A 23375-nucleotide genomic window follows, 5' to 3' on the forward strand; every position below is an offset into this window, starting at 1 on the left:
GTCCCGATAGTGGGAGGAGTAGCGATGGCCCACCCTCAAGACCATACCTACCCATAACACGCCATGTACCTCCATTTGCAGGAACGTCCCCGTTCCGAACCGACCATCGCCTGCCCCGTTTCCATGGCATCCGTCCCAGCCGCGCTCCATGCGCCTCTCTACGACCGTTTGGCTAACCACATTCCGACGCTGCAGGAACGCGGGCAAGCAGCCGACTTCCTGACCCGCACGTTGCAGGAAGTGGCGCTTGACGATGACGATCTACCCGAAAACCCCGACGATCTGACGGCCTGGATGGAGGCCAATATCCAGAAGGTCCATGGCCAGTACCAGGCATATCTGGACGAGCGCAAGGCCGGCGCGCCGCGCCGCTACTTCACGAACCGTGCGCATGCCCTGTACTTTCTGCGCAATGTCGCGCCCACCAAGCTGGTCGATGGCTCCTGGCTGTATGGCCTGTGCGCGCATGCGGACAATTCCCGGCTTTCCGACCTGCTCACCACCTACGTGGAGGAACTGGGTGACGGCCTGGCCGACAAAAACCACGTGAAGCTCTACCGCGCCTTGCTGGCCCAGTATGGACTGGACCCTGTGGACGACCTGCCCGATGCGCTGTACAAGCAAGGGCTGCTTCAAGTGGCCCTGGGCTGGAATGCGCAGGATTTCCTGCCCGAAATCGTGGGCTTCAACCTGGGGTATGAACAACTGCCCCTGCACCTGCTCATCACCGCCTACGAGCTCAATGAGCTGGGCATCGACCCCTACTACTTCACCCTGCACGTCACGGTCGACAACGCTGACACGGGGCATGCCAAGCGCGCCTGCGTGGCGGCGCTGGAAGCCGCACCGCGCATCGACGATGGCGGCGACTACTGGCGCCGGGTGCGTGCTGGCGCCAAGCTGGGCAACCTGGGCGTGGGCACGCTGGATGTGATCGACGGCTTCGACATCGACAGGGAGGTGCTGGCCATCCTGGCGCGCAAGGCGCCGTCAGGCCATGGCGCGCATTCCGACTTCTGCAAGGTGGCCGGCCGCAGCGTGAACGACTGGCTCTCCAGCGCCGACGACCTGCCGGAGTTTCTGGCTGCGCTGGAGCAGGCCCATTGGATCAAGCGCGACCAGCCGGTGACCGACAGCCGCTTCTGGCACCTGCTGCAGGGCGAGCGTGCCGAGATGTTCGGTGTGTTCTCGCCCTACGAATTGCAGGTGATCCACGACTGGATCCGTGGCACGGCAAGTGCCGATGGGGCGCCCTTCGAGACCGGCGCCACCCCGGCCACGGGCAAGCGGCAGATGAGCTTTCGCGTGGCCGAACGGCTCAAGGCCGCCAAGGGGGGGCGCTCCGAGCCTGCGCCAGCGGCCCTGGACACGGACCTCGAGATCTTCGAGCAGCGCTATCCCACGCTGGACGCCGTCGAGCGGCGGGATCTGCTGGTCCAGGCCATGTCGCCGGCGCTGCACTGGACGCCCGTGGGGCTCAAGGCCACACGGATGTTCCTGAACCGGGCGTGAGTTCCTGGCAAGTATCGCAAGGGGCTCGCCCGACATTGGGTGGACAGCGTAAGAACGCTCCGACCCCAACTGGGGGATAAATGGTGCATTGCACCGGCATTTGTGGCCGCACCATGGAGGCCATTCACATCGGAGCCTTCATGCACAGATCGACCTCGCCCATCCGCCGCCCTTCGTATGCGTTGCTTGCGCTGGAACCCGTGCGCGCCGCATTGGAGTTCGCGGGGCACCACGTGATGGGGGAAGCCGCCTTGCCCAGAGGCGAACGGCATGCGGTCGTGGTATTTCCGGGACTGGCCACCAACGCCACCGTGGTACGCCCATTGCATGCATTTTGCGAGCGCCTGGGTTACCGCGCCCTTGATTGGGGGCAGGGGCTCAACACCGGCCCCAAGGGCGAGATCAATGGCTGGCTTGACGCGCTGGCGCAACGCGTTCGGGAGCGCACCGCTGGCCACACCGCCCCCATCAGCCTGGTGGGCTGGAGTCTGGGTGGCATTTATGCGCGTGAGGTTGCCAAGCGGCTGCGCTCGCGCGTGCGGCAGGTGATCACCATCGGAACGCCCTTTGCGGGATCCGCGGAGCACACGAATGCCGGGCTGGTCTACCGCCTTTTGAACGGCAGCATGCCACCATCGCACCCGGCGTTGCTGGAAAGGTTGCGCCAGGCGCCCCCCGTTCCTGCCACGTCGATCTACAGCCGCAGCGATGGCGTGGTGGCATGGCAAGCATGCAGGGACATGAAGCGCACGGGGCGGTCCGAATCCATCGAGATCGAAGGCAGCCATTGCGGGATGCCCTGGAATCCGGCCGTGCTGAGGGTGGTGGCGGACCGCCTTGCCCAGCCGCTGCATGCATGGCGGCCCTATGCCCGCAGCGCGAAGCCCAGTCCCAAGTTCCGCGCGTCCGTGGTTCCCGGATGAAGCCCTCCGAGGCGGGACGCAGCCCGTTGCCTGCGGGCGATCCCCCTGCGGCCCCGCTGTTCGTAGGCACAGCAGGCTGGGGCCTGCCGCGCAGCAGCCAGCACCGTTTTGCCACGGCAGAGCCGCTCGCAACCCACCTGCAGCGCTACGCGCAGCACCTTTCGGCCGTCGAGATCAATTCGTCTTTCTACCGGCCGCACCAGCGCACCACCTACGAGCGCTGGGCCGCAGCCACGCCGCCTGCGTTCCGCTTTTGCGCCAAGCTGCCGCGCAGCATCACGCACACGGCGCGCCTGAAGGACACCGAACCCCTGCTGCAGGCCTTCCTGGGCCAGGCAGCGGGACTGGGTGATCGCCTGGGTTGCCTGCTGGTGCAGCTGCCGCCCAGCCTTGCGCTCGACCGGCCGGTGACCGATGCATTCTTTCGCAGCCTGCGCCACCTGCATGGCGAGGGCGGGGTTGCCGTCGAGCCGCGCCATGCCAGCTGGTTCACGCCCGAAGGCGATGCACTGCTGGCCCACTGGCGCGCGGCCCGGGTGCTGGCCGACCCGGTGCTTCATGACCCGGGGCGGGCGCCCGGCGGCTGGCCTGGCTTGGTGTACTGCCGGCTGCACGGATCGCCACGCGTGTACTACTCGGCCTACGACGGCGCACTCATCGGCGCCCTGGCCGCACGGCTGCAGGCCGCCACCCATGAAGCCGGCAGTGTGTGGTGCATCTTCGACAACACGGCCAGCGGCGCCGCGGCGGACAACGCCCTCGATCTGCACGGGGCGTTGGGGGCCTGAATCCGCGTGCGGCTAGATCATTTGGGTTATGGATTTCGGGAGGCGCTTGCCTCAGCATCCACACCGCGCTCTCGACACCCAGTGGATGGGGCGCGCGGATCGACAGGCTACCTGTTTGGCCGGCAGTCCACCGGCGCCACAAGAACAAGAGGAATGCAGATGGGATTTTTCAGCCGGCTGCTCAGGGTCCGCGAGCAGGTCCGATCCAGCCCGGAAGCGGCATGGAACGCAGATGACAACGCCAGCGAACTCGTGCTCGATGCCGAGTACGCCGACCACCTGGCGATGGAGATGGAGATCGATGCCGGCATTGCCCTGCACGAAACCTGGCGCGCCCGCCTGGAGGACATGGTCCACGGCCGCAGCACCGAGGTGATGCGCCCGGAACGGGTCTGCCAGGACCACCGCTGCCAGCTGGGCCGCTGGCTGCAGGGGGCCGGGCGCGAACGCCTGGGCCAGCACACTGCCTTTGGCATGCTGGTGGCGCGGCACAAGTACTTTCACCAGCAGGCAGCCGCGGTGGTCACCCTGTTCCAGGCAGGCGAGCTGCAGCAGTCGCAGAGGGTGCTCAAGACCAGTTGCCGGCACGCCTCCAACCAGGTGGTGCTGTTGCTCAAGGAGCTCAAGAACAACGCCACGCGCTGAAGGCCTGCCACGCTGCTGGATGGGCTTTGGGCGGGGCGATCCCCTCTTGAAAGGCAAAACTCCCCCAGGCTTGCGCCTGGCGGAGTCTGCACCGTGCATGCATTGCGGCTCTGAACGCAAGGCATGCACGGCAACTGCAATGTACCCAGCCTGGGCGGGCCGAAGAAGCCATCGGCCTGAATTCGGGCGCTTGTCTTACAAGGAGCGCCCATGCGCTCCCGCCAGCGGGTTTGCCGTGGCGGGCGCTGTGCAGCGTAGGACGGCGCACCCCGGGCATTGGGTCGGATGCTGACGGTCCGGGCAAACGTGGACTTCCACAATGGGCATTTCGTTGAGGAACTGCCCATGTCCACCCCCATACGTCCCCTCGCCGTCGTCACCGGGGCCTCCTCCGGCATCGGCTACCACCTGGCGCGCTGCTGTGCCGAGAACGGCTTCGACCTGGTGATCGCGGCCGACCAGGCGCTCGACCAGGCGGCCAGCGACCTGCGCATGCTCGGCGCCACGGTGCAGGTGGTGCAGGCCGAGCTGGCCAGCCGCCAGGGCGTGGACCAGTTGGTGGACGCCATCGCCGGGCGGCCGGTGGATGCACTGCTGGCTAATGCCGGGCATGGCCTGGGCAAGGGCTTCCTAGAGCAGGAGTTCGGCGACATCCAGCATGTGATCGACACCAACATCACCGGCACCCTGTACCTGCTGCATAAACTGGGTCACCCGATGCGCCGCCGCGGCCGGGGGCGCATCCTCATCACCGGGTCCATCGCGGGCTTTCTGCCGGGCAGCTTCCAGGCGGTTTACAACGGCAGCAAGGCCTTCGTCGATTCGTTCGCGGCGGCGCTGCGCAACGAACTCAAGGACTCGGGCGTTACCGTCACCTGCCTGATGCCGGGCGCCACCGACACGGAGTTCTTCGCGCGCGCCGACATGCTCGATACCCAGGTGGGCGCCGACGACGGCAAGGCCGACCCGGCCGATGTGGCCAGGGTGGGCTTTGCCGCCATGATGGACGGCGAGGCCGATGTCGTGCATGGCCTCAAGAACAAGCTGCAGGCCATCATGGCCAAGGTCACGCCCTCGCAGGTGCTGGCCGAGCAGCACCGCAAGCTGGCCGAGCCGGGGTCGGCGGTCAAGAACTGAATGCGGCCGACGGTCATGCGCTGGTTAGGATAGACAGCCCCTGTTGCCACCACGCCTGCACCGATGCCTGCCACTTCCCCCGACGATTTCTCCCCCTCCCAGCACGGCATGGTGCGCGTGCGCGGTGCCCGCGAGCACAACCTCAAGGACGTGGATGTGGACATTCCGCGCGATGCGCTGGTGGTGTTCACGGGGGTGTCGGGCTCGGGCAAGTCGTCCCTGGCCTTCGGCACGCTGTTCGCCGAGGCGCAGCGGCGCTACCTGGAGTCGGTGGCGCCCTATGCGCGCCGGCTCATCGTGCAGGCCGGCGTGCCCAAGGTGGACAGCATCGACGGCCTGCCGCCCGCGGTGGCGCTGCAGCAGCAGCGCGGCACGCCGAGCACGCGCTCGTCGGTGGGCAGCGTCACGGCGATATCGAGTCCGCTGCGCATGCTGTACTCGCGCGCCGGCCATTACCCCGACGGCCAGCCCATGCTGTATGCCGAGGATTTTTCGCCCAACACGCCGCAGGGGGCCTGCCCGCACTGCCATGGCCAGGGCCGGGTGTACGAGGTGACCGAGCAGTCCATGGTGCCCGACGACACGCTGACCATCCGCGAGCGCGCCGTGGCCGCGTGGCCGCTGGCCTGGCAGGGGCAGAACCTGCGCGACATCCTCACCACGCTGGGCCACGACGTGGACGTGCCCTGGCGCAAGCTGCCCAAAAAGCTGCGCGACTGGATCCTCTTCACCGACGAGCAGCCCACTGTGCCGGTGTATGCGGGCTTCAGCGTGGCCGAGGTCAAGGATGCCATCCGGCGCAAGCTCACCCCGAGCTACATGGGCACCTTCACCGGTGCCCGGCGCCATGTGCTGCACACCTTTGCCCACAGCCAGAGCGCGCTCATGAAGAAGCGCGTGGCCCAGTACATGGTGGGGACGCTGTGCCCGGTGTGCCGGGGCAAGCGGCTCAAGCCCGAGGCGCTGACCGTCACCTTCGCCGGGCACGACATCGGCAGCCTGTCGCAGCTGCCGCTCACCGCGCTGGCCGAGCTGCTGCGGCCGGCCGCCGATGGTCGGCTGGGCGAGGGCGACCCCGCCCCCGATGCGCCCGCGGGCCGCGCCCGGCGCAAGCGGCCTGCCGCCCATGCCGCCGCCCCCGACGTGCACCGCACGCCCTGGCTGTCCGAGGAAAAGGTGATCGCCGCCCAGCGCCTGGCCGGCGACCTGCGCAAGCGCGTGCTGGCACTGATCGAACTGGGCCTGGGCTATCTCTCGCTGGACCGCAGCACGCCCACGCTCTCACCGGGCGAGCTGCAGCGGCTGCGCCTGGCCTCGCAGCTCTCGTCGCAGCTGTTCGGCGTGGTCTATGTGCTCGACGAGCCCTCGGCCGGCCTGCACCCGGCAGACGGCGAGGCGCTGCTGGCGGCACTGCAGGGCCTCAAGGCGGCGGGCAACTCGCTCTTCGTGGTGGAGCACGACGTGGCCACCATGCGCCGCGCCGACTGGCTGGTGGACGTGGGGCCGGCCGCCGGCGAGCAGGGCGGCGAGGTGCTCTACAGCGGCCCGCCGGCGGGCCTGGCCCAGGTGCAGCGCTCGCAGACCCGGCACTACCTGTTCGGCGAGGCCGGTGCTGCCTTGCCTGCCCGCGCGCCCCGTACCGCCCAGGGCTGGCTGCGGCTCGAAGGCATCACGCGCAACAACCTGCAGGGGCTCGATGCCGCGTTTCCGCTGGCGTGCATGACGGCAGTGACCGGCGTGTCGGGCTCGGGCAAGTCCAGCCTGGTGAGCCAGGCCCTGCTGGAGCTGGTGTCGGCCCATCTGGGCCGGCCGCTTGCGGTCGACGAGGATGAGGGTGTGGCCGTGCCCGACGATGGCGAGGCCGCTGCGGGCGATGCCTCGCCCCTGGGGGGGCCTGTGGCCGGGCGCATTGCGGCCGGCGGCGAACACATACGGCGCCTGGTGCAGGTGGACCAGAAACCCATCGGCCGCACGCCGCGCTCCAACCTGGCCACCTACACGGGCCTGTTCGACGGGGTGCGCAAGCTGTTTGCCGCCACGCCGGCCGCGCGCAAGCGCCGGTACGACGCGGGGCGCTTTTCCTTCAACGTGGCCAAGGGCCGCTGCGCCACCTGCGAGGGCGAGGGCTTCGTCAGCGTGGAGCTGCTGTTCATGCCCAGCGTGTACGCGCCATGCCCTGCCTGCCACGGCGCGCGCTACAACACCGAGACGCTGGAAATCCGCTGGAACGGCCTGTCGATCGCCGAGGTGCTGGGCCTCACGGTGGATGCGGCCTGCGACGCCTTTGCCCAGGAGCCCCAGGTGCTGCGCCCGCTGGCGGTGCTGCGCGACATCGGCCTGGGTTACCTGCGCCTGGGCCAGCCCGCCACCGAGCTGAGCGGCGGCGAGGCCCAGCGCATCAAGCTCGCCACCGAGCTGCAGCGGCCCACGCAGCGCGGCGGCACCCTCTACGTGCTTGACGAGCCCACCACCGGGCTGCACCCGGCCGACGTGGACCGCCTGCTCGTGCAGCTCGATGGCCTGGTCGCCGCCGGCAACACGGTGGTGGTGGTCGAGCACGAGATGCGCGTTGTGGCTGCCTGCGATTGGGTGATGGACATCGGGCCCGGCGCGGGCGAGGAGGGCGGGCGCATCGTGGCACAGGGAACCCCGGCGCAGGTGGCGCAAAGCCAGGGCAGCCGCACGGCGCCCTACCTGGCCCGCAGCCTGGGCTGAAGGGCCGCAAGCCCGGTACCGACTGGGGAGTGCATTTTTGGTTGATACTTTGGGGGGCCTTGCCGCGGGCCCCAGGACCGGCGGGCTTGCGCCAGCTTTGAAACAACAACGGGCGCGCCTTGCCGGGCGCCACGACATGGGATACCGCAGTGGCTCGTGAAGACAACCAGTCCAAAGCCCAGGCCTCGGTGAAATGGCTGCGCCTGCTGGTCATCCTGAGCGTGGCCGTGCCGCTCTTCATCTACCTGGTGTTCGGTGCGGTGGGCTACGTGGATGCGCGCGGGGAGGCCGAGCTGCGCGTGAGCCGCTCGCTCAGGGTGGCGCACGAGCACGCCTCCAAGGTCATGGCCGCGTCCGAGGCGCTGCAGGACCGGGTGCTGGCCATGGTCAGCGGCCGCAGCCCGCAGGAGCTGCGCATCCATGCCGCGGACCTGCATGCGGCCCTGCTCGCCAGGGTCAAGGATCAGCCGCAGATCCAGTCCATCTGGATCATCGACTCGGAGGGCAAGCCCATCGCCAGCAGCCGGTTTGCGCAGCTGCCGGTCTTCGAGGTGTCGGACCGCGACTATTTCCAGTTCCACCGCCTGCGGCCGCCGGGCCAGCGCTACATTTCGGCGCCGCTGGTCACGCGCACCACCAAGGAGAAGATCGTCGACATCAGCATCGGCTACGAGGACCACAACGGCCACTTCGGCGGGGTCATCAACGTCAGCTTGCTGAGCGCCTATTTCCAGGATTTCTACAGCGACCTGGTGGCCGACGAACCCGGCCTGGCCGTGAACCTGTTCCGCGAGGATGGGGCCATCTACACCCGCTGGCCCCTGGTCGGCAGTGCCCCCGAGCGGCTGGCGCCGGACAGCCCGGTGATGCAGCGGCTGTTCAAGGGCGAGGCCTCGGCGCAGATGCGCGGCATCTCGTCGGTGGACCGGCAGGACCGGATCATTGCCTACCGCAAGGTCGGCGCCTACCCGCTGTACGTGGGCACGGGCATGAACCTGACCTCGCTGCGCAACGAGGTGCTGCGCCAGCTGGGGGCCCTGTTCGCGCTGGGCGCGCTGCCCGTGGCGGCGCTGTTCTTCGCGGCCCGCATGGCGCTGCGCAATGCCCGCACGGCCCTGTCGACCACGGAGAGCCTGGAAAAGGAGATCGCCACGCGCCGCCGCGCCGAGGAAGCCCTGCTGCAGGCGCAGAAACTCGAGGCCCTGGGCCGGCTCACGGGCGGGGTGGCGCACGACTTCAACAACGCGCTGATGGTCATCAGCAACAACCTGCACCTGCTCAAGCGCACCGTGCCCGATGTGGGCACCAAGCAGATCGACTCCATGGCGCGCGCCGTGAAGTCGGCCACCAACCTCACACGCCAGCTGCTGGCCTTCTCGCGCCGCCAGCCCCTGGTGGCCGAGCACGTGGTGCTGCAGGACAAGCTGCCGCCCACCAAGGACCTGATCGCCCCGGTGCTGGGCAGCCAGATCCAGCTGGACGTGCAGGTGGACCCTGCGACCGCCCCCGTGGTGCTCGACCTGGCGGAGCTGGAGCTGGCGCTGTTGAACCTCTCCATCAACGCGCGCGATGCCATGCCCAAGGGCGGCAGCCTGGTGATCCGCGCGCGCAACGCCAGCGAGAGCGAGGCCGGGCAGGGCATGCCCGCCATGGTGCTCATCGAGGTCACCGACACGGGCGGCGGCATACCACCGGAGCTGCTCAGCAAGGTGTTCGAGCCCTTCTTCACCACCAAGGCCGTGGGCGAGGGCACGGGCCTGGGCCTGAGCCAGGTGTACGGCATGTGCCAGCGCGTGGGCGGGCGCGCGGAGATCACCAGCACCCTGGGCACGGGGACCCGCATCCGCCTGTTCTTTCCGGGCGCCGGTCCGCAGGCGGCGCGCGAGGATGCAGCCGGCCCCGCACCGGCCCTGGCCCCGCTGGGCAAGAGCCTGCTGGTGGTGGAGGACAACGACGAGGTGGCGGCCTCGCTGGTGCCCATCCTCGAATCGCTGGGCTGCCGGGTGACGCGCGTGGACCGCGCCGCCAAGGCGCGCACGCTGCTGGAAGAGGGCGCACGGCCCGACCTGGTGCTCTCGGACGTGGTGATGCCCGGCGAGATCGACGGCGTGGGCCTGGCCCGGCACATCCGCCAGACCTGGCCCGCGCAGAAGCTGCTGCTGATGACGGGCTATGCCGAGCAGCTGGACCACATCCACCAGATGGGCTTCGACGTGCTGCCCAAGCCCTGCACACCGCAGATGCTGCACGTGGCCATTGCGCGCATCACGCAGTAGGGCCATCCCCTGCAGGCTCATGCATCCGTATCGTCCTCGCGGTTCTGGTCCAGGTAGTCGAGCAGGGCGCGTACCGCAGGCACCATGCCGCGCCGGCTGGTGAACACGGCCAGCACATCGGCACGCGGTGAGGCCCAGTGCGGCAGCACCTGTTCGAGCCGCCCCTCGCGGACATCGGCCTGGCAGATGCGCCGGGGCAGCAAGGCGACGCCCATGCCGGCGCGGGCCGCCTCGCGCAGCGCGAACATGTCGTCGGTCACCAGGCGCGGCACATGCTGCAGCTCCAGCGTGCGCCCGGCGCTGGCCAGGCTCCAGCCCACGCGCTCGCCCCGGCCGGGCCAGGACAGCGTGGGCAGGCGGGCGATGTCCTCGGGCTCGCGGGGGCGGGGCAGGGAGTCGAACAGGCGGCTGGCGGCCACCAGCACGTCGGTCGACTCGCCGAGCTTGCGCACCACTTGGTCCGAGTCGGGCAGGGGCGGGCGGCGCACGCGGATCACCACGTCCATGCGCTCCTCGATGGGGTCGACGCGGCGGTTGGTGGCCGTCACATGCAGGCGCACCAGCGGGCAGGCCTGCATGAAGCCCGGCAGGATGGGCGTGAGCCACACCTGCGCCAGCGTGATCGGGCAGCTGATGCGCACCTCGCCCTGCGGCGTGGCCGAGGCCTGGCGCGCCAGCTCGTGGGTGGATTCAGCCAGTTCCACCAGCTTGCGGCAGCGCTCGTAGACGCCCTGGCCCGCGCCGGTCAGCGTGATGCGCCGCGGCGAGCGCTGCAGCAGGCGCACGCCCATGCGCTCTTCCAGCGCGGCCATGCGCCGGCTCAGGCGCGACTTGGGCACGCCCAGGCGCCGCCCGGCCTCGCTGAAGCCGCCGTGCTCCACGATCTTGGCAAAGAACATCAGGTCGTTCAGGTCTTCCATGGCGTGTCTCCCGTGCCCATGATCTGCGCCATTGTCGTTCCATTGGAGGAACGATGCGTTGCACCAGACCCCGTTGTTTGGAACGAGGTGCGCGCCGATCATCGGTTTTCCATCGCTCGTGCAAGAAAACCATGACCCCCTTCAACCTCCTCCACCTGGATTCGAGCCTTACCGGCCCGGCCTCCGTCTCGCGCCTGTTGGGCCGTGAAACGGTGGACGCCTGGCGCGCGGCCGATCCCTCCGTGCGCGTCACCTACCGCGACCTGGCGGTGACCGTAGCGCCCCAGCTCACGCCCGAGACCGTGGCTGCGCTGCGCCTGCGCAGCGAACCCGCCAGCGCCCAGGGCCAGGCCGACCTGGCGCACATCAACACCCTGCTCGATGAGTTCCTGGCGGCCGATGCCATCGTGATCGGCGCGCCCATGTACAACTTCGGCGTACCGACCCAGCTCAAGGCCTGGATCGACGCGCTGGCGCAGGCCGGCCGCACCTTCGAGTACACGCCCCAGGGCCCGCGCGGCCTGGCCGGCGGCAAGCGCGTGGTCATCGCTTCGTCGCGCGGCAACATCTACAGCACCCCGCCGCAGATGCAGGACAAGGACTTCCAGGAGCGCTACCTGGTGGCGGCGCTGCAGTTCATGGGTATCACCCGCTTCGACGTGGTGCGTGCCGAGGGCGTGAACCGCGGGCCCGAGGTGCGTGAGGCCGCGCTGGCATCGGCCCGGGCCGCCATCGCCCAGCTCTTCGCCGCGCAAGAGGCGGTGGCACCATGAAGCTCGCCAGTTTCTCTATCGGTGGCCGCGCCAGCTATGGCGTGGTCGAGGGCGGCAGCACGCTGGCCGACCTGGGCGCCATCCCTGGCGCACCTCGGGACCTGATGGCCTTGCTCGCCCTGGGCCCGCCGGGGCTGGACTGGGCCCGCAGCACCGCCGCCAGCGCCCCCCGGCTGGAGCTGGCCGCCGTGCAGTTGCTCGCGCCCATCCCCGCGCCGCGCAAGTACCTGGGCCTGGGCGGCAACTACCCCTCGCACCTGGAAGAGGCGCGCAAGATCAACCTGGTGCGCAACCCCGGCCAGGCCTGGTTCAACAAGCAGGTCAGCTGCGTCAACGGCCCCTACGCGCCGGTGCACCTGCCGCGCGTCTCGCACGAGTTCGACTACGAAGGGGAGCTGGGCGTGGTGATCGGCCGGCGCTGCCGCCATGTGCGCCGCGAAGACGCCATGGACATGGTGGCCGGCTTCGTGGTGGCCAACGATTTGAGCGTGCGCGACTGGCAGATGCGATCGCCCACCCACACCCTGGGCAAGTCCTTCGACACGCACGGCCCCTTCGGCCCCTGGATCGTGACGCGCGACGAGCTGCCCGACCCGCATGCCCTGCGCCTGCGCACCTGGGTCAACGGCGAGCTGCGCCAGGACGGCAACACCCGCGAGATGACCTACCGCGTGGAAGACATGATCGTGGAGCTGACCACCGCCTTCACCCTGGAGCCGGGCGACGTGCTGACCACCGGCAGCCCCGCCGGCGTGGGTGGCCTGATGGACCCGCCGCGCTACCTGCAGGTGGGCGATGTGGTGCGCGTGGAGATCGAGGGCATCGGTGCCATCGAAAACCGTGTGATCGCAGAACCATAAAACCAAAAGCACAGGAGACAAACCCCATGCAAGCCCGCACCCTGCCCGATGCCGCCGCGCATCCCATCCGCCCCGCCAAGCTCGCCCACGTGGTGCTGCGCGTCACCGACCTGCCGCGCGCGCGCGCCTGGTACCTCACGGTGCTGCAGGGTTGGCCCGCGTTCGAGAACGCGATGCTGTGCTTTCTGACCTACGACGACGAGCACCACCGCATCGGCCTGATCGAACGGCCCGAACTCACGCAGGCCAACGATGGCGCGGGCGGGCTGGAGCACCTGGCCTTCACCTACCCGACGCTGGATGCCCTGCTGGCCACGTTTCGCCGGCTCAAGGCCGCAGGCATCCTGCCGTACTGGACCATCAACCACGGCCCCACGGTGTCGATGTACTACAAGGACCCCGATGGCAACCGGGTGGAGCTGCAGTACGACGTGTTCACGGCCAACGCGGACCTCGACGCGTTCTTCGCCTCGGGCGCCTACGAGGAGAACTTCATGGGCATCCTGTTCGATCCCGAGGCGCTGATCGCGCGCTACGAGGCCGGTGAGCCGCTGGCCGCGCTCACGGCACGCCCGCAGTTGCCGGCGGGCAAGACCCCCTGGGACATGCACATCCCCTGAAGTACCCGACTGCACAGCCACCCCATCAATAATCAATATTCGGAGACAAGACATGGATGATGCATTCGACCAACCCGCCGCCATCGATGGCCGCAGGGCCACCTTGGCGGCCTTGGGTGCCGCCGCACTGGCCACCATGCTGCCCGCCCGGGCGCAGGCCAAATGGCCCGACGGCCCGGTCCGCCTGGTCACGCCCACGCCGCCTGGCGTGGGCATCGACCCCATGGCCCGGCTGTACGCCGAGCACCTGGGCAAGCGCATCGGCGCCCCGGTGGTCGTGGAGAACCGGCCCGGCGCGGGCGGCATGCTGGGCACCGACGTGGTGGCCAAGGCCCCCGCCAACGGGCAGACCCTGCTGATGACGGTGGGCGCCACCTTCACCACCACGCCCTTCCTGTTCCCCAAGCTGCCCTACAACCCGCAGAAGGACCTGGTGCCCATCGCGCAGCTGTATGGCGGCGGCTCGTTCCTGCTGGCGCGCCCGGGCTTTGCGGCCGGCTCGCTCAAGGAGCTGATCGCGATGGCCAAGGCCAGGCCGCGCACGCTGAACTACGCCTCGCACGGCCCGGGAAGCACCTCGCACATGTTCACCGAGCAGATGCAGAACGTCGCAGGCATCGAGCTGCAGCATGTGCCCTACAAGGGCAGCTTCATCACCGACCTGCTGGCGGGCGTGGTGGACATCGGCTTCGAGCCACCGAGCTCGGCCATCCCGCACATGCGCGCCGGCAAGGTGCGGGTGCTGGCCTACACCGGGCCCGTGCGCAGCAAGATCGCACCCGAGGTGCCCACGCTGGCCGAGACCCTGCCTGGTCTCGAATTCAGCACCTGGGTGGGCGTGTGGGGGCCCGCCGGCCTGCCCGATGCCCTGGTGGCGCGGCTGCACGGCCTGTTCCGTTCGGTGACGGCCGAGCCGGCGCTGGCCCAGATGCTCTACGACACCAGCACCGAGCCCATCGCCACGCCGCAGGCGCAGATCGCCGCCGTGGTGGACCGCGAGGCCCGGGCCACGGTGCAGCTGATCAAGAGCAACAACATCCGGCTCGACTGAGCTCCATCCGTTTCACCATGACCGAACAGCCCACGCCCCTGTGGCAGCCCGATGCCGCATATGCGGCCACCACCCGCATCGCCCACTACATGGAATGGCTTGCCGAGCGCACGATCCACCCGCCCGGCCCCTACGAAGCGCTGTGGCGGTGGTCGGTGGACGACCTCACGGGCTTCTGGCAGTCCATCGTGGATTACTTCGGCGTGCGCCTGCAGGGCGACCGCTCGGTGGTGCTGGGCGCGCAGGCCATGCCCGGCGCGCAGTGGTTCCCGCATGCGCAACTGAACTACTGCGAGCAGGTGTTCGCGGCCGAAACGGCGGATTCGCCCGCCATCATCGCCTGCCGCGAGGATGGCCGCCAGGAGGTGCTCGAATGGGCCGACCTGCGCCGCCACGTGGCCCTGCTGGCCCAGGTGCTGCGCGAGGCAGGCGTGGGCCCGGGCGACCGCGTGGCCGCCTACCTGCCCAACTGGAGCGAGACGGTGGTGGCCTTTTTGGCCACCGCATCGCTGGGCGCCGTGTGGTCCAGTTGCGCGCCGGACATGGGCGCCGGCGTGGTGGCCGACCGCTTTCGCCAGATCGAGCCCAAGGTGCTGGTCGCCACCGACAGCTACCGCTACGGCGGGCGCCTATTCGACCGCCGCCGCGAGGTGCAGGCCCTGCTGGAGCAAATGCCGTCGGTGCAGCGCGTGCTGCATGTGCCGGGCCCGCACTGCGAGGCGGGCGCGCTCGCGCCCTGGCGCAACACGGTGCTGTGGGCTGATGCGCTGGCCGCCGTGTCCGCCAGCGCGCCGGGGCTTGCGTTCGAGCCCGTGCCCTTTGCCCACCCGCTGTGGGTCGTCTACTCCTCGGGCACCACGGGCCTGCCCAAGGCCATGGTGCACAGCCATGGCGGCATCACCCTCACGCACCTCAAGACCATGGCGTTGCAGCACGACCTGCGGCCGCACGACCGCATGCTGTTCCTGGGCAGCCCGGGCTGGATCGTCTGGAACCTGCTGGTCGGCGGCCTGCTGGCGGAGGGGACCATCGTGCTGTTCGACGGCAACCCGCAGCACCAGGGGCCTGAGGGCCTGTGGCGGCTGCTCGATGGCCTTGCCGTGACCCACCTCGGCTGCGGTGCGGCCTACCTCACGGCGGTGATGAACGCCGGTACCCGGCCGCGCGACTTCGTGCGGCTGGAACGGCTGCGCGCCATCGTCTCCACTGGCTCGCCGCTGCCCGATACCGCCTACCACTGGGTCTACGCGGCGGTGAAGCCCGATGTCTGGCTGGCCTCGGTCAGCGGCGGTACCGACATCGCCTCGGGCTTCGTCGCCTGCTGCCCACTGCTGCCGGTGCATGCCGGCGAGATCCAGTGCCGCGAGCTGGGCGTGGCGGCGCAGGCCTTCGATGAACAGGGCAGGGCGGTGGTCGGCGAGGTGGGCGAACTCGTGGTCACGCGGCCCATGCCGTCGATGCCCGTGTATTTCTGGAACGACCCCGATGGCAGCCGCTACCGCGAGAGCTACTTCGAGACATACCCTGGCGTGTGGCGCCACGGCGACTGGATACGCTTCACCGAGCGCGGCAGCTCGGTGATCTATGGCCGCTCGGACGCCACCATCAACCGCCATGGCATCCGCATGGGCACGGCCGAGATCTACCGCGCGGTGGAGCTGCTGCCCTGGGTGCGCGACAGCCTGGTGGTGGACCTGGAGTACCTGGGCCGCCCGTCCTTTTTGCCGCTGTTCGTGGTGCTGGGCGAGGGCCAGGTGCTGAGCGATGCACAGCGTGACGCCATCCTGCAGCAGGTGCGCACCCTGGCCTCGCCGCGCCATGTGCCCGACGCCGTGCTGCAGGTCGGTGCCGTGCCGCGCACGCTCACCGGCAAGAAGATGGAGGTGCCCATGCGCAAGCTGCTGCTGGGCGCGCCGGTGGAGTCCGTGGCGCGCACGGATGCCATGGCCAACCCCGAGAGCCTGGCCTTCTTCGTGCGCTATGCGCAGGAGCTGGCAGCCGCCCAGGCCGTGCAAACGGGCTGAGCTGTGCATTGTCGGCATTGGCTGACATGCTGCTGTGCAGCAATTTTCGACAATGGCGGCTCCATCGTTAGCGGAGAGCCCATGCCGGATACCCGAGAGCCCAGGCGCCATGCCTTGCCGACGCAGGGTGCGCACCCTGCCGTGCCCGCATGGATGTGATGACCTGGTTCGACCCGACCTCATGGACCCACACCGGCGCAGTGGCCGTGGCCGCCGTGGTGGCCGCGGCCATCGTGCACCGCATCGCAGCCGTGGTGCTGCGGCGTGCCACGGCGCCAGCGCCGGTGCTGCGCGCGGTGTTCGAGGCCTGCGTTCCCGTGGTGCGCCTCCTGCTGCCATTGATCGCACTGCAGGTGGTGTGGCAGGCGGCCAGCGACGACCTGGGCCACATCGCCACCGTGCGGCACTTCAACGGCCTGGCGGTCATCGCCGGTACTTGCTGGCTGCTGATCGCGGCCATCGGCGGGCTGGCCGACGGGGTGATCGCCAAGCACCCGGCCGACGTGGAGGACAACCTCACGGCGCGGCGCATCGCCACGCAGGCGCGCGTGCTCTCGCGCACGGCCATGACGGCGGTGGTGATGGCCGGCCTGGCGATGATGCTCATGACCTTTCCGGGCGCGCGCCAGGTGGGCGCGAGCCTGCTGGCCTCGGCCGGCGTGGTGGGCATCGTTGCCGGCATCGCTGCGCGACCGGTGTTCAGCAACATGATCGCGGGCCTGCAGATCGCGCTGGCCCAGCCCTTTCGCATCGACGACGTGCTCATCATCGAGGGCGAATGGGGCCGGGTGGAAGAGATCACCGGCACCTACGTGGTGCTCAAGATCTGGGACGAACGGCGGCTCATCATCCCGCTGCAGTGGTTCATCGAGCACCCCTTCCAGAACTGGACGCGCACCAGCTCCGAGATCCTGGGCACGGTGTTCCTCCATGCCGACTATGCGCTGCCGCTCGACCCGCTGCGCGAGGAGTTGAAGCGCGTGCTCGCCACCGCGCCCGAGTGGGACAAGCGCGTGAGCGTGCTGCAGCTCACCGAGGCGACGGACCGCACCATCCAGATCCGCGTGCTGGTCTCGGCCCGCTCCTCGGGCCTGGCCTTCGACCTGCGCTGCCGCGTGCGCGAGGCCCTGGTCACCTTCATCCAGCGCGAATACCCCGATTGCCTGCCGCAGGTGCGGGTGCCGCAGCAGCCCACAGGCCCTGCGGCCGCCAGCCTGCAAATGCCACCGCAAGGGATGTAGGCAGGGTGTGTTTGTATCCGCGACCCGCAACGCTGCGCGCCACCCGCGGGCTATGAAACTGGCGCGGCCCAGGCCAGTGCTCCCGTGCAAGGGCCGCCCCACCGCACCGGGAGCGTCCCCCTCCCGACTCGCGCAGCGAGTCGAGAGAGGGGTGAAGGCGCGAAGCGACTCAGGGGGTGTTTCACTTCATCTGCGCGGTATCTCGTGGTTCACGATGAAGTCCTCAGGCACAGCGGGCCCCCAGACATAGAGCGAGTCCTCGGGCGGGTGGTCGGCCGCAGGCCACTGGGTGTGGGGCGCGACGTAGTCGATGTCGAACGAATACTCGGTAAAGCTGCCCCAGGGGTCGCGCACGTAGCGAAAGTAGTTGGAGCCCAGCACGTGGCGCCCCAGGCCCCAGCCATCGGGGTAGCCGGCGACGACCATCTGCTGCGCACCCATGCCCACGGCGTCCAGCGAGGGCACGCACCAGCTGCTGTGGTGCAGGCCCCCGGCGTGGGACTTGGCGAAGGCGATGAGGTGGTGGTCGCTGCCGTGCGGCGTGTGCAGGAAGGCGATGATGCCGGCCGATTCGTCCGAGACCTGCAGCCCGAGCACGCCGGTGTAGAAATCCAGGGCCTCGCGCACATCGGCCGTGAACAGCAGGATGTGCGACAGGTACAGCGGCCGCGTGGCCTGCGCCGTGCTGCGGCTCGGTGCACGGCCGAAGTTGGCGGGTGCGGGCGGCACATCGCGCGGGCCCGGCGCATCGGGTGACACCTTGGCCGCCACGCGCAGCTGGATGGGCAGGGCATCGGGGCCCTGCAGCCACAGGCCCGATGGGTCGGCGCCCTCGGGCGCGGCCACGGTGGGGATGCCGCGCTCACGCAGCAATGCGGCAAAGCGCGCCAGGTCCTGTGCATGGATGCCCAGGCTGAGCCATTCGAGCCGCTTGGGGCCGCCCTGGCCCTGCAGCACGCGCGCCCAGCGGTGCGGGTGGCCATGGGTGTAGAGCGCCAGCGCGCCGCCTTCGTCGCGCACATCCAGGCCGAAGCTGGTGTAGAAGTGGCGCGCCACGGCGAGGTCGGGCACGCTGAACAAGAACTCGTCGACCGAGTGGATGGCGGGGCGGTTCGGGGGCTGTGGATTCGTCACGGTGTGTCTCCTGTCATGGCCGGCATCCCGCTCACTCGGCGGTCACGCCGATTTCCTTGGCCAGACCCTGGTACAGCTGGATCTCCGCCGCATAGAAGCGCTCGAGCTCGCGCAGGCTGTTGCCGCTGGCCAGCTCCATGCCGCTGGTCGTCACATAGGTCTGGAAATCGCTGTCCTTCATCGCCACCGTGAGCGCCTTGTTCAGGCGCTCCACCACGTCGGCGGGGGTCTTGGTGGGCACGAGCAGTGCGATCCAGGTGCCGTAGACGAAGTCCGACAGCGCCTTGTCCGAGCCCGAGATCGTCGCCACGCGGGGCAACTGCGGGTGCACGGCGGCGGCCGAGTTGCCGATGGCCTTGAGCTTGCCCGACTGGATCATCGACAGCGTGGCGCCGCCCAGCGGCAGAAAGCTCAGGTCGATCTGCTCGCCCATGAGGTCCTGGCTGATGGGCGGCACGCCGCGGTAGGAGATCTGGGTGAGCTTGACGCCGTTCTTGCGCGCCCATTGCTCGCCCAGCAGGTGGATCATGGTGCCCGGGCCGATGTCGCCCAGGCTCAGGGGGGTGGGCGACTTCTTCGCCAGTGCGGCCAGCTCCTTGGGGCTGGACGCCGCCAGACCCGGCCGGGCCACCAGGATGTAGGGCAGGCGCGCCACCAGCGCGATGGTGCGGAAATCCTCGGGCTTGTAGCGTGCTGCCTTGATGGTGATGGGCGCGAGGATGGGCTCGGTCTGCGAGGCGATCAGCACCGGCACGGTGCTGGCCTGGCTGTTGAGCACCTTCTGCACGCCGATGGAGCCACCCGCGCCGGGCGCGTTTTCCACGATCACGGTCTGCTCCAGCTCCTTTTGCAAGAGCGGCTGCAGCTTGCGGGCCACGCCGTCGGTGGGGTTGCCGGCAGGCTGCGGCACGATGATGCTGACCGTGCGGCCAGCCAGCTGGGCCTGGGCGGGGGCGCAGGCCAGCAGCGTTGCGGCGGCGATGGCCAGGGGGGCAAGCAAGCGGTTCATGGGGTTGTCTCCTGTCGTTCTGGTGGCTGGGTGTGTGCTCAGGCGGCCACTGCGCCGGCCAGCACTTCGTCGGCAATGGGGTTGCGCAAGGTGCCGATGCCCTCGATGGACACCTCGCACACGTCGCCGTCGCGCATCAGCAGGCGCGGGTTGCGCGCCCAGCCGATGCCGGCCGGCGTGCCGGCCACGATCACGTCGCCCGGGGAAAGGGTGATGGCCTCGCTGATCACGTGCACCAGCGTGGCCACGTCGAACACCATGTCGGTGGTGTTGGCCGACTGCACGGTCTGGCCGTTCAGGCGCGTTTCCAGTTTCAGGCCGCGGGCGCCAGGCGGCAGTTCGTCGGCCGTGACCACGGCCGGGCCGAAGCCGCCCGTGGCGTCGAAGGTCTTGCCCACCGTCCACTGCGGGGTCTTGAACTGGTATTCGCGCACCGAGCCGTCGTTGAACACCGAGTAGCCGAACACATGGTCGAGCGCTTTGTCGAGCGGAATGTGGCGCCCGCCGGTGCCGATCACCACGGCCAGCTCGCCCTCGTAGTCCAGGCTGTCGCTGCAGGCCGGGCGCACGATGGGTGCGTCGTGCGCGCACAGGCTGGTGGTCAGGCGCAGGAACAGCGTGGGGTAGTCGGGCTGGGCGTAGGCGCTTTCCTTGGTGTGGTCGTGGTAGTTCAGGCCCACGCAGATGATCTTGTCGGGTGCCACCACGGGGGGCAGGAACTGCACTTCGGCCAGCGGCACGGGCGCGCCGGCACCGGCAACGAGTTCCTCGCGGCTCGCGCCTGCCGCCAGCTGGCGCACGAAATCGCCGACGTCGCGCGCCACGCCTTCGGGCAGGGGGCGCACCTGCTCGCCATCGAGCAGGCCGAGACGGCGGGAACCTTGGTGGGTGAATGTGCAGAGCTTCATGGGGATGGTCCTGGTTGTGTGAATGGCGGAAATATATATATTTCTATTAAAAGTATATGTTAGTGCAAACCCTATAATTTCCCAAACGCACCCGCCCACCCCGGCGGCACCCCCATGACCACAGTTACCGACACGCTTTCAACCGCGCCCACGACCCGCACCTCCTCGCTGGTGGCGCAACTGCGCATGGACATCATTGGCGGCGTGTTCGCGCCGGGCTCCAAGCTGCTCATCAAGGATCTGTGCACGCGCTACGGCGCCAGCCCGATTCCCATGCGCGAGGCGCTCTCGCGCCTGACCAGCAGCGGCTTCGTGCAGGCCGAGGACCAGCGTGGTTTCAAGGTCGCGAGTGCCTCCGCACAGGACCTGGCGGAGATCTCGGGGGCGCGGATGCTGGTGGAAACCGAAGCGCTGCGCCTGTCGGTGCTGCAGGGCGACGTGGCCTGGGAGTCGCGCGTGGTGGCCGCCCACCACCAGCTCAGCCGCCTGGCTGTGCGCGAGGCCACGGCGCCGGCAGCCCTGTCCGCCCAGTGGGACGAGGCGCACATGGCCTTCCACGATGCATTGCTGTCGGCCTGCGGCTCGCGCGTGCTGCTGGAGCTGGCCGCCAACCTGCGCGAGCGCTTCACGCGCTACCGCTACATCTCGGCCTTGGCCGCTGGTCGCTCGGGTGGGCCGCCCGCGGCCGCCGAACCCGCGCACCGCGATATCCCGGCCGAGCACTCGGCCATCGTCGAGGCTGCGCTGGCACGCGACGTGGCGCGCGCCACGGCCTTGCTGCAGCAGCATTTCCAGCAGACGACGGAGCTGGCGCTGGCCGCGAGCGGCATGCAGGGAACACCAGGGCAGCGCAAGGCCGCCGTCGGATAGGTCGCACGCCAAGGTGCGCGGCAGGCATGCCGCACTGGGGCCGGCGAGGCTCAGCCCTTCAGGTCCGTGCGCGCCACCAGCGACTCGCCGATCGCATAGAACTGCCCACCCGCCACATAGTGCAGGCTGCGCCACTCGGGGCCGGCGTTCTCGAAGTGCCAGTGCCCGCCCGAGAACACGCGGGTATCGGCCCAGGCGCCCACCACCTCGCCGATGAACAGGTCGTAGGCCTGCTGGTTGTGCGGTTCGGGGATGAGCCGGCAGGCCAGCCAGGCCGAGCAACCGGCCACGAAGGGCAGGTCATGGCCGTCGATGCCGAACAGCTCCACGCCGTGGTGCTGCAGCTTGGCCGGGTCCTGGTGCAGGCTGCTGTTGCCCACGTCGTGCGTGAGCTGCATCTGCGCGGCCGTGGGCACCTGGATCACGAAATGGCCGCTGCGCTCGACCAGGTCGCGCGTGCGCGTGGCCTTGTCGAGCACCACCGTGAGCTTGGGCGGCGCAAAGTCCAGCGCGCAGGCCCAGGCGGCGGACATCACGTTGTCCACCCCGCCATGGCGGGCCGAGACCAGCACCGTGGGGCCGTGGTTCAGGAGGCGGTAGGCCTTGGCCAGTTCGACCGGGGCCAGATGGCTGTTCATGGGATTCCTTGAAGGGGTTGCGGGTGCGCCGGCGCGGCGGATATCGCAGCGATGATAGGTGCGCTGCAATGCCCCTGGGCGGCGTGCTGCCGCCCTCAGCGCCGGTAGGCACCAGGCGGGCTGCCCGTCCAGTTCTTGAAGGCCCGCTGGAACGCCGAGCCGTCGTTGAACCCCAGCTCGGCGGCCAGTTCCGCCAGCGAGACGCTGCTGGTGTTGAGCCGCCAGATCGCGGTGTCGCGCCGCAACTCGTCCTTGAGCGCCTGGTAGGCGATGCCTTCGTTGGCCAGGCGCCGCTGCAGCGTGGTCGGCGCCATGTGCAGGGCCTGGGCCATGCCGCCCAGGTCGGGCCAGGCCGGCTGGGTGCGCAGCAGCTGGGCACGCACCCGTGCACCCACCGAATCCTCGGCGCTCCTCGGAACGATGATCTGCGAGTGCGCATCCGTCAGAAAGCTGCGCAGGGCCGCGCCGTCGCGGCGCACCGGCGCCTGCATCAGCGAGTCGTCGAACCACAGGGTGGATGCCCGACAGGCGAAGCGCAGCGGTGCCGGAAAGATCTTGGCGTAGCTGGCGGAATAGGCCGGCTGCTCGAACGCGAAATCGATGCGCGTGATGGGCAACTGGCCCCCCACCAGCCAGGCAAACAGGCGCCAGAGCACGCGCAGCAACAGCTCGTGCAGGAACGTGGGCCGTGCGGCCTGCGGGTTGGTGAAGCACAGGGCCAGGCCCACCTGTGCCCCCTCGCGCACCACGTCCACCACCACGTCGTCCTGCAGCAGGCGGATGGTGTGCGCCGCGCGGCGCACCGCAAGCTCCAGCGTGGGCGCGCTGATGGCCGCCCTCGCCACCAGGGACAGGCAGCCCCGCTTCATCGGGCGGGTGAGCAGCCCCAGGCACTCATCGTCCAGTTGGTCGATGAGCCGCTTGAACAGGCTGGTGTACTGCGCCGCCGTCACGCGCGCACCGGGTTGCCCGAGCAGCGGTGGCGCAATGCCTGCCTCCAGCAGCAGGGGTTCGCAGGGCTCGCCACGCGCGTGCATTCCGGACAGCATGCCCTGGACGAAGGTGATGGGAATCGTGACGGGAGGTCGAAGCATGGGCAGGAGGACGGCGGGGAAGGGCGCCGGGCGCCCCTTCTTGATCTTAGCGATGCGGTGCGCCGCCGGCCCCCGGGACAACACGCATGCAGGCGCTTGGGCGCCACGGCCCGGGCCTGCGCCGGACCTTGCGGCGCTGGAGAGTGGGGTCTTGTGCCATTCGATTGGCGTGATCGTGCCATCGCCACGGCAAGAGCGCGCTTCTAGCATCCGACCACGGTGCAACGGGGGGCATGC

The 23375-nt window shown here is 69.3% G+C and carries 20 protein-coding genes; 14 read left to right on the forward strand and 6 right to left on the reverse strand.

What is annotated here, in order from left to right; genetic code table 11:
* Positions 1–123: 123 nt before the first annotated feature.
* From AC07PF_RS21440 to AC07PF_RS21470, 7 genes are all read left to right on the forward strand, one after another.
* Positions 124–1512, forward strand: a complete 1389-nt coding sequence (locus AC07PF_RS21440) for an iron-containing redox enzyme family protein (RefSeq protein ID WP_494613196.1) — start codon at positions 124–126, stop codon at positions 1510–1512.
* Between the two features lie 113 nt (positions 1513–1625).
* Positions 1626–2435 carry an alpha/beta fold hydrolase gene (locus AC07PF_RS21445; RefSeq protein WP_494613197.1) on the forward strand — a complete coding sequence of 270 codons (810 nt, stop codon included), beginning with the start codon at positions 1626–1628 and terminating at the stop codon, positions 2433–2435.
* Complete coding sequence (locus tag AC07PF_RS21450; RefSeq protein ID WP_494613198.1) at positions 2432–3223, forward strand: DUF72 domain-containing protein; 792 nt, start codon at positions 2432–2434, stop codon at positions 3221–3223. Before AC07PF_RS21445 ends, AC07PF_RS21450 begins: the two co-directional genes overlap by 4 nt.
* 159 nt (positions 3224–3382) lie before the next feature.
* Positions 3383–3868, forward strand: a complete 486-nt coding sequence (locus tag AC07PF_RS21455) for a CZB domain-containing protein (protein WP_494613199.1) — start codon at positions 3383–3385, stop codon at positions 3866–3868.
* Between the two features lie 345 nt (positions 3869–4213).
* Complete coding sequence (locus tag AC07PF_RS21460) at positions 4214–5005, forward strand: SDR family NAD(P)-dependent oxidoreductase (protein ID WP_494613200.1); 792 nt, start codon at positions 4214–4216, stop codon at positions 5003–5005.
* Positions 5006–5068: 63 nt separating this feature from the next.
* On the forward strand, positions 5069–7720 hold the full coding sequence (locus AC07PF_RS21465) for an excinuclease ABC subunit UvrA (protein WP_494613201.1): 2652 nt from the start codon (positions 5069–5071) through the stop codon (positions 7718–7720).
* Between the two features lie 149 nt (positions 7721–7869).
* The gene (locus tag AC07PF_RS21470; protein WP_494613202.1) at positions 7870–9996 is read left to right on the forward strand and encodes a hybrid sensor histidine kinase/response regulator family protein; all 2127 of its coding nucleotides are present in this window, start codon (positions 7870–7872) and stop codon (positions 9994–9996) included.
* Between the two features lie 17 nt (positions 9997–10013).
* Here AC07PF_RS21470 and AC07PF_RS21475 read toward each other — a convergent pair whose 3' ends face one another.
* Positions 10014–10916, reverse strand: a complete 903-nt coding sequence (locus AC07PF_RS21475; protein ID WP_494613203.1) for a LysR family transcriptional regulator — start codon at positions 10914–10916, stop codon at positions 10014–10016.
* 131 nt (positions 10917–11047) lie between these two features.
* Here AC07PF_RS21475 and AC07PF_RS21480 point away from each other — a divergent pair, with 131 nt between their 5' ends.
* The 6 genes from AC07PF_RS21480 (at position 11048) to AC07PF_RS21505 (ending at position 17485) form a co-directional block, all read left to right on the forward strand.
* A complete protein-coding gene (locus AC07PF_RS21480) occupies positions 11048–11689 on the forward strand; it encodes an FMN-dependent NADH-azoreductase (protein ID WP_494613204.1) in 642 nt (213 codons plus the stop codon).
* Entirely contained in the window at positions 11686–12549 is an 864-nt protein-coding gene (locus AC07PF_RS21485) for a fumarylacetoacetate hydrolase family protein (RefSeq protein WP_494613205.1), read from the forward strand. Before AC07PF_RS21480 ends, AC07PF_RS21485 begins: the two co-directional genes overlap by 4 nt.
* 26 nt (positions 12550–12575) lie before the next feature.
* Positions 12576–13169 carry a VOC family protein gene (locus AC07PF_RS21490; protein WP_494613206.1) on the forward strand — a complete coding sequence of 198 codons (594 nt, stop codon included), beginning with the start codon at positions 12576–12578 and terminating at the stop codon, positions 13167–13169.
* 52 nt (positions 13170–13221) lie between these two features.
* Positions 13222–14220, forward strand: a complete 999-nt coding sequence (locus AC07PF_RS21495) for a Bug family tripartite tricarboxylate transporter substrate binding protein (protein ID WP_494613207.1) — start codon at positions 13222–13224, stop codon at positions 14218–14220.
* Between the two features lie 17 nt (positions 14221–14237).
* The gene (locus AC07PF_RS21500) at positions 14238–16244 is read left to right on the forward strand and encodes an acetoacetate--CoA ligase (protein ID WP_494613208.1); all 2007 of its coding nucleotides are present in this window, start codon (positions 14238–14240) and stop codon (positions 16242–16244) included.
* A gap of 149 nt (positions 16245–16393) precedes the next feature.
* Positions 16394–17485 (forward strand): mechanosensitive ion channel family protein, encoded by a 1092-nt coding sequence (locus AC07PF_RS21505; protein WP_494613209.1) that lies wholly within the window; start codon positions 16394–16396, stop codon positions 17483–17485.
* A 186-nt stretch (positions 17486–17671) separates the two neighbouring features.
* On the opposite strand, the gene AC07PF_RS21510 is transcribed toward AC07PF_RS21505, so the two are convergent.
* From AC07PF_RS21510 to AC07PF_RS21520, 3 genes are read right to left on the reverse strand one after another with little or no spacing between them, the layout of a single operon-like run.
* Positions 17672–18619, reverse strand: coding sequence for a VOC family protein (locus AC07PF_RS21510; RefSeq protein ID WP_494613210.1), 948 nt, complete (start codon positions 18617–18619; stop codon positions 17672–17674).
* A gap of 31 nt (positions 18620–18650) precedes the next feature.
* Positions 18651–19628 (reverse strand): tripartite tricarboxylate transporter substrate binding protein, encoded by a 978-nt coding sequence (locus AC07PF_RS21515; protein ID WP_494613211.1) that lies wholly within the window; start codon positions 19626–19628, stop codon positions 18651–18653.
* 38 nt (positions 19629–19666) lie between these two features.
* On the reverse strand, positions 19667–20536 hold the full coding sequence (locus AC07PF_RS21520) for a fumarylacetoacetate hydrolase family protein (RefSeq protein WP_494613212.1): 870 nt from the start codon (positions 20534–20536) through the stop codon (positions 19667–19669).
* Between the two features lie 114 nt (positions 20537–20650).
* Here AC07PF_RS21520 and AC07PF_RS21525 point away from each other — a divergent pair, with 114 nt between their 5' ends.
* Positions 20651–21406: a GntR family transcriptional regulator gene (locus tag AC07PF_RS21525; RefSeq protein ID WP_494613213.1), complete on the forward strand. Its 756-nt coding sequence runs from the start codon at positions 20651–20653 to the stop codon at positions 21404–21406.
* A 50-nt stretch (positions 21407–21456) separates the two neighbouring features.
* Here the strand turns inward: AC07PF_RS21525 and AC07PF_RS21530 are convergent, their stop codons facing one another.
* Both AC07PF_RS21530 and AC07PF_RS21535 read right to left on the reverse strand, forming a co-directional pair.
* Positions 21457–22044 carry a flavin reductase family protein gene (locus AC07PF_RS21530; protein ID WP_494613214.1) on the reverse strand — a complete coding sequence of 196 codons (588 nt, stop codon included), beginning with the start codon at positions 22042–22044 and terminating at the stop codon, positions 21457–21459.
* A gap of 95 nt (positions 22045–22139) precedes the next feature.
* Positions 22140–23138, reverse strand: a complete 999-nt coding sequence (locus AC07PF_RS21535) for an AraC family transcriptional regulator (RefSeq protein WP_494607301.1) — start codon at positions 23136–23138, stop codon at positions 22140–22142.
* Between the last annotated feature and the right edge of the window lie 237 nt (positions 23139–23375).

It is taken from the genome of Acidovorax sp. GW821-FHT10A04 (genome assembly GCF_059415825.1).

Coding starts and splice junctions, on each gene's coding strand:
- AC07PF_RS21460 (WP_494613200.1), top strand. CDS start 4,214: ATGTCCACCCCCATACGTCCCCTCGCCGTCGTCACCGGGGCCTCCTCC.
- AC07PF_RS21505 (WP_494613209.1), top strand. CDS start 16,394: ATGGATGTGATGACCTGGTTCGACCCGACCTCATGGACCCACACCGGC.
- AC07PF_RS21530 (WP_494613214.1), bottom strand. CDS start 22,044: ATGAACAGCCATCTGGCCCCGGTCGAACTGGCCAAGGCCTACCGCCTC.
- AC07PF_RS21485 (WP_494613205.1), top strand. CDS start 11,686: ATGAAGCTCGCCAGTTTCTCTATCGGTGGCCGCGCCAGCTATGGCGTG.
- AC07PF_RS21495 (WP_494613207.1), top strand. CDS start 13,222: ATGGATGATGCATTCGACCAACCCGCCGCCATCGATGGCCGCAGGGCC.
- AC07PF_RS21500 (WP_494613208.1), top strand. CDS start 14,238: ATGACCGAACAGCCCACGCCCCTGTGGCAGCCCGATGCCGCATATGCG.
- AC07PF_RS21465 (WP_494613201.1), top strand. CDS start 5,069: ATGCCTGCCACTTCCCCCGACGATTTCTCCCCCTCCCAGCACGGCATG.
- AC07PF_RS21475 (WP_494613203.1), bottom strand. CDS start 10,916: ATGGAAGACCTGAACGACCTGATGTTCTTTGCCAAGATCGTGGAGCAC.
- AC07PF_RS21455 (WP_494613199.1), top strand. CDS start 3,383: ATGGGATTTTTCAGCCGGCTGCTCAGGGTCCGCGAGCAGGTCCGATCC.
- AC07PF_RS21445 (WP_494613197.1), top strand. CDS start 1,626: ATGGAGGCCATTCACATCGGAGCCTTCATGCACAGATCGACCTCGCCC.
- AC07PF_RS21535 (WP_494607301.1), bottom strand. CDS start 23,138: ATGCTTCGACCTCCCGTCACGATTCCCATCACCTTCGTCCAGGGCATG.
- AC07PF_RS21490 (WP_494613206.1), top strand. CDS start 12,576: ATGCAAGCCCGCACCCTGCCCGATGCCGCCGCGCATCCCATCCGCCCC.
- AC07PF_RS21525 (WP_494613213.1), top strand. CDS start 20,651: ATGACCACAGTTACCGACACGCTTTCAACCGCGCCCACGACCCGCACC.
- AC07PF_RS21480 (WP_494613204.1), top strand. CDS start 11,048: ATGACCCCCTTCAACCTCCTCCACCTGGATTCGAGCCTTACCGGCCCG.
- AC07PF_RS21515 (WP_494613211.1), bottom strand. CDS start 19,628: ATGAACCGCTTGCTTGCCCCCCTGGCCATCGCCGCCGCAACGCTGCTG.
- AC07PF_RS21520 (WP_494613212.1), bottom strand. CDS start 20,536: ATGAAGCTCTGCACATTCACCCACCAAGGTTCCCGCCGTCTCGGCCTG.
- AC07PF_RS21440 (WP_494613196.1), top strand. CDS start 124: ATGGCATCCGTCCCAGCCGCGCTCCATGCGCCTCTCTACGACCGTTTG.
- AC07PF_RS21450 (WP_494613198.1), top strand. CDS start 2,432: ATGAAGCCCTCCGAGGCGGGACGCAGCCCGTTGCCTGCGGGCGATCCC.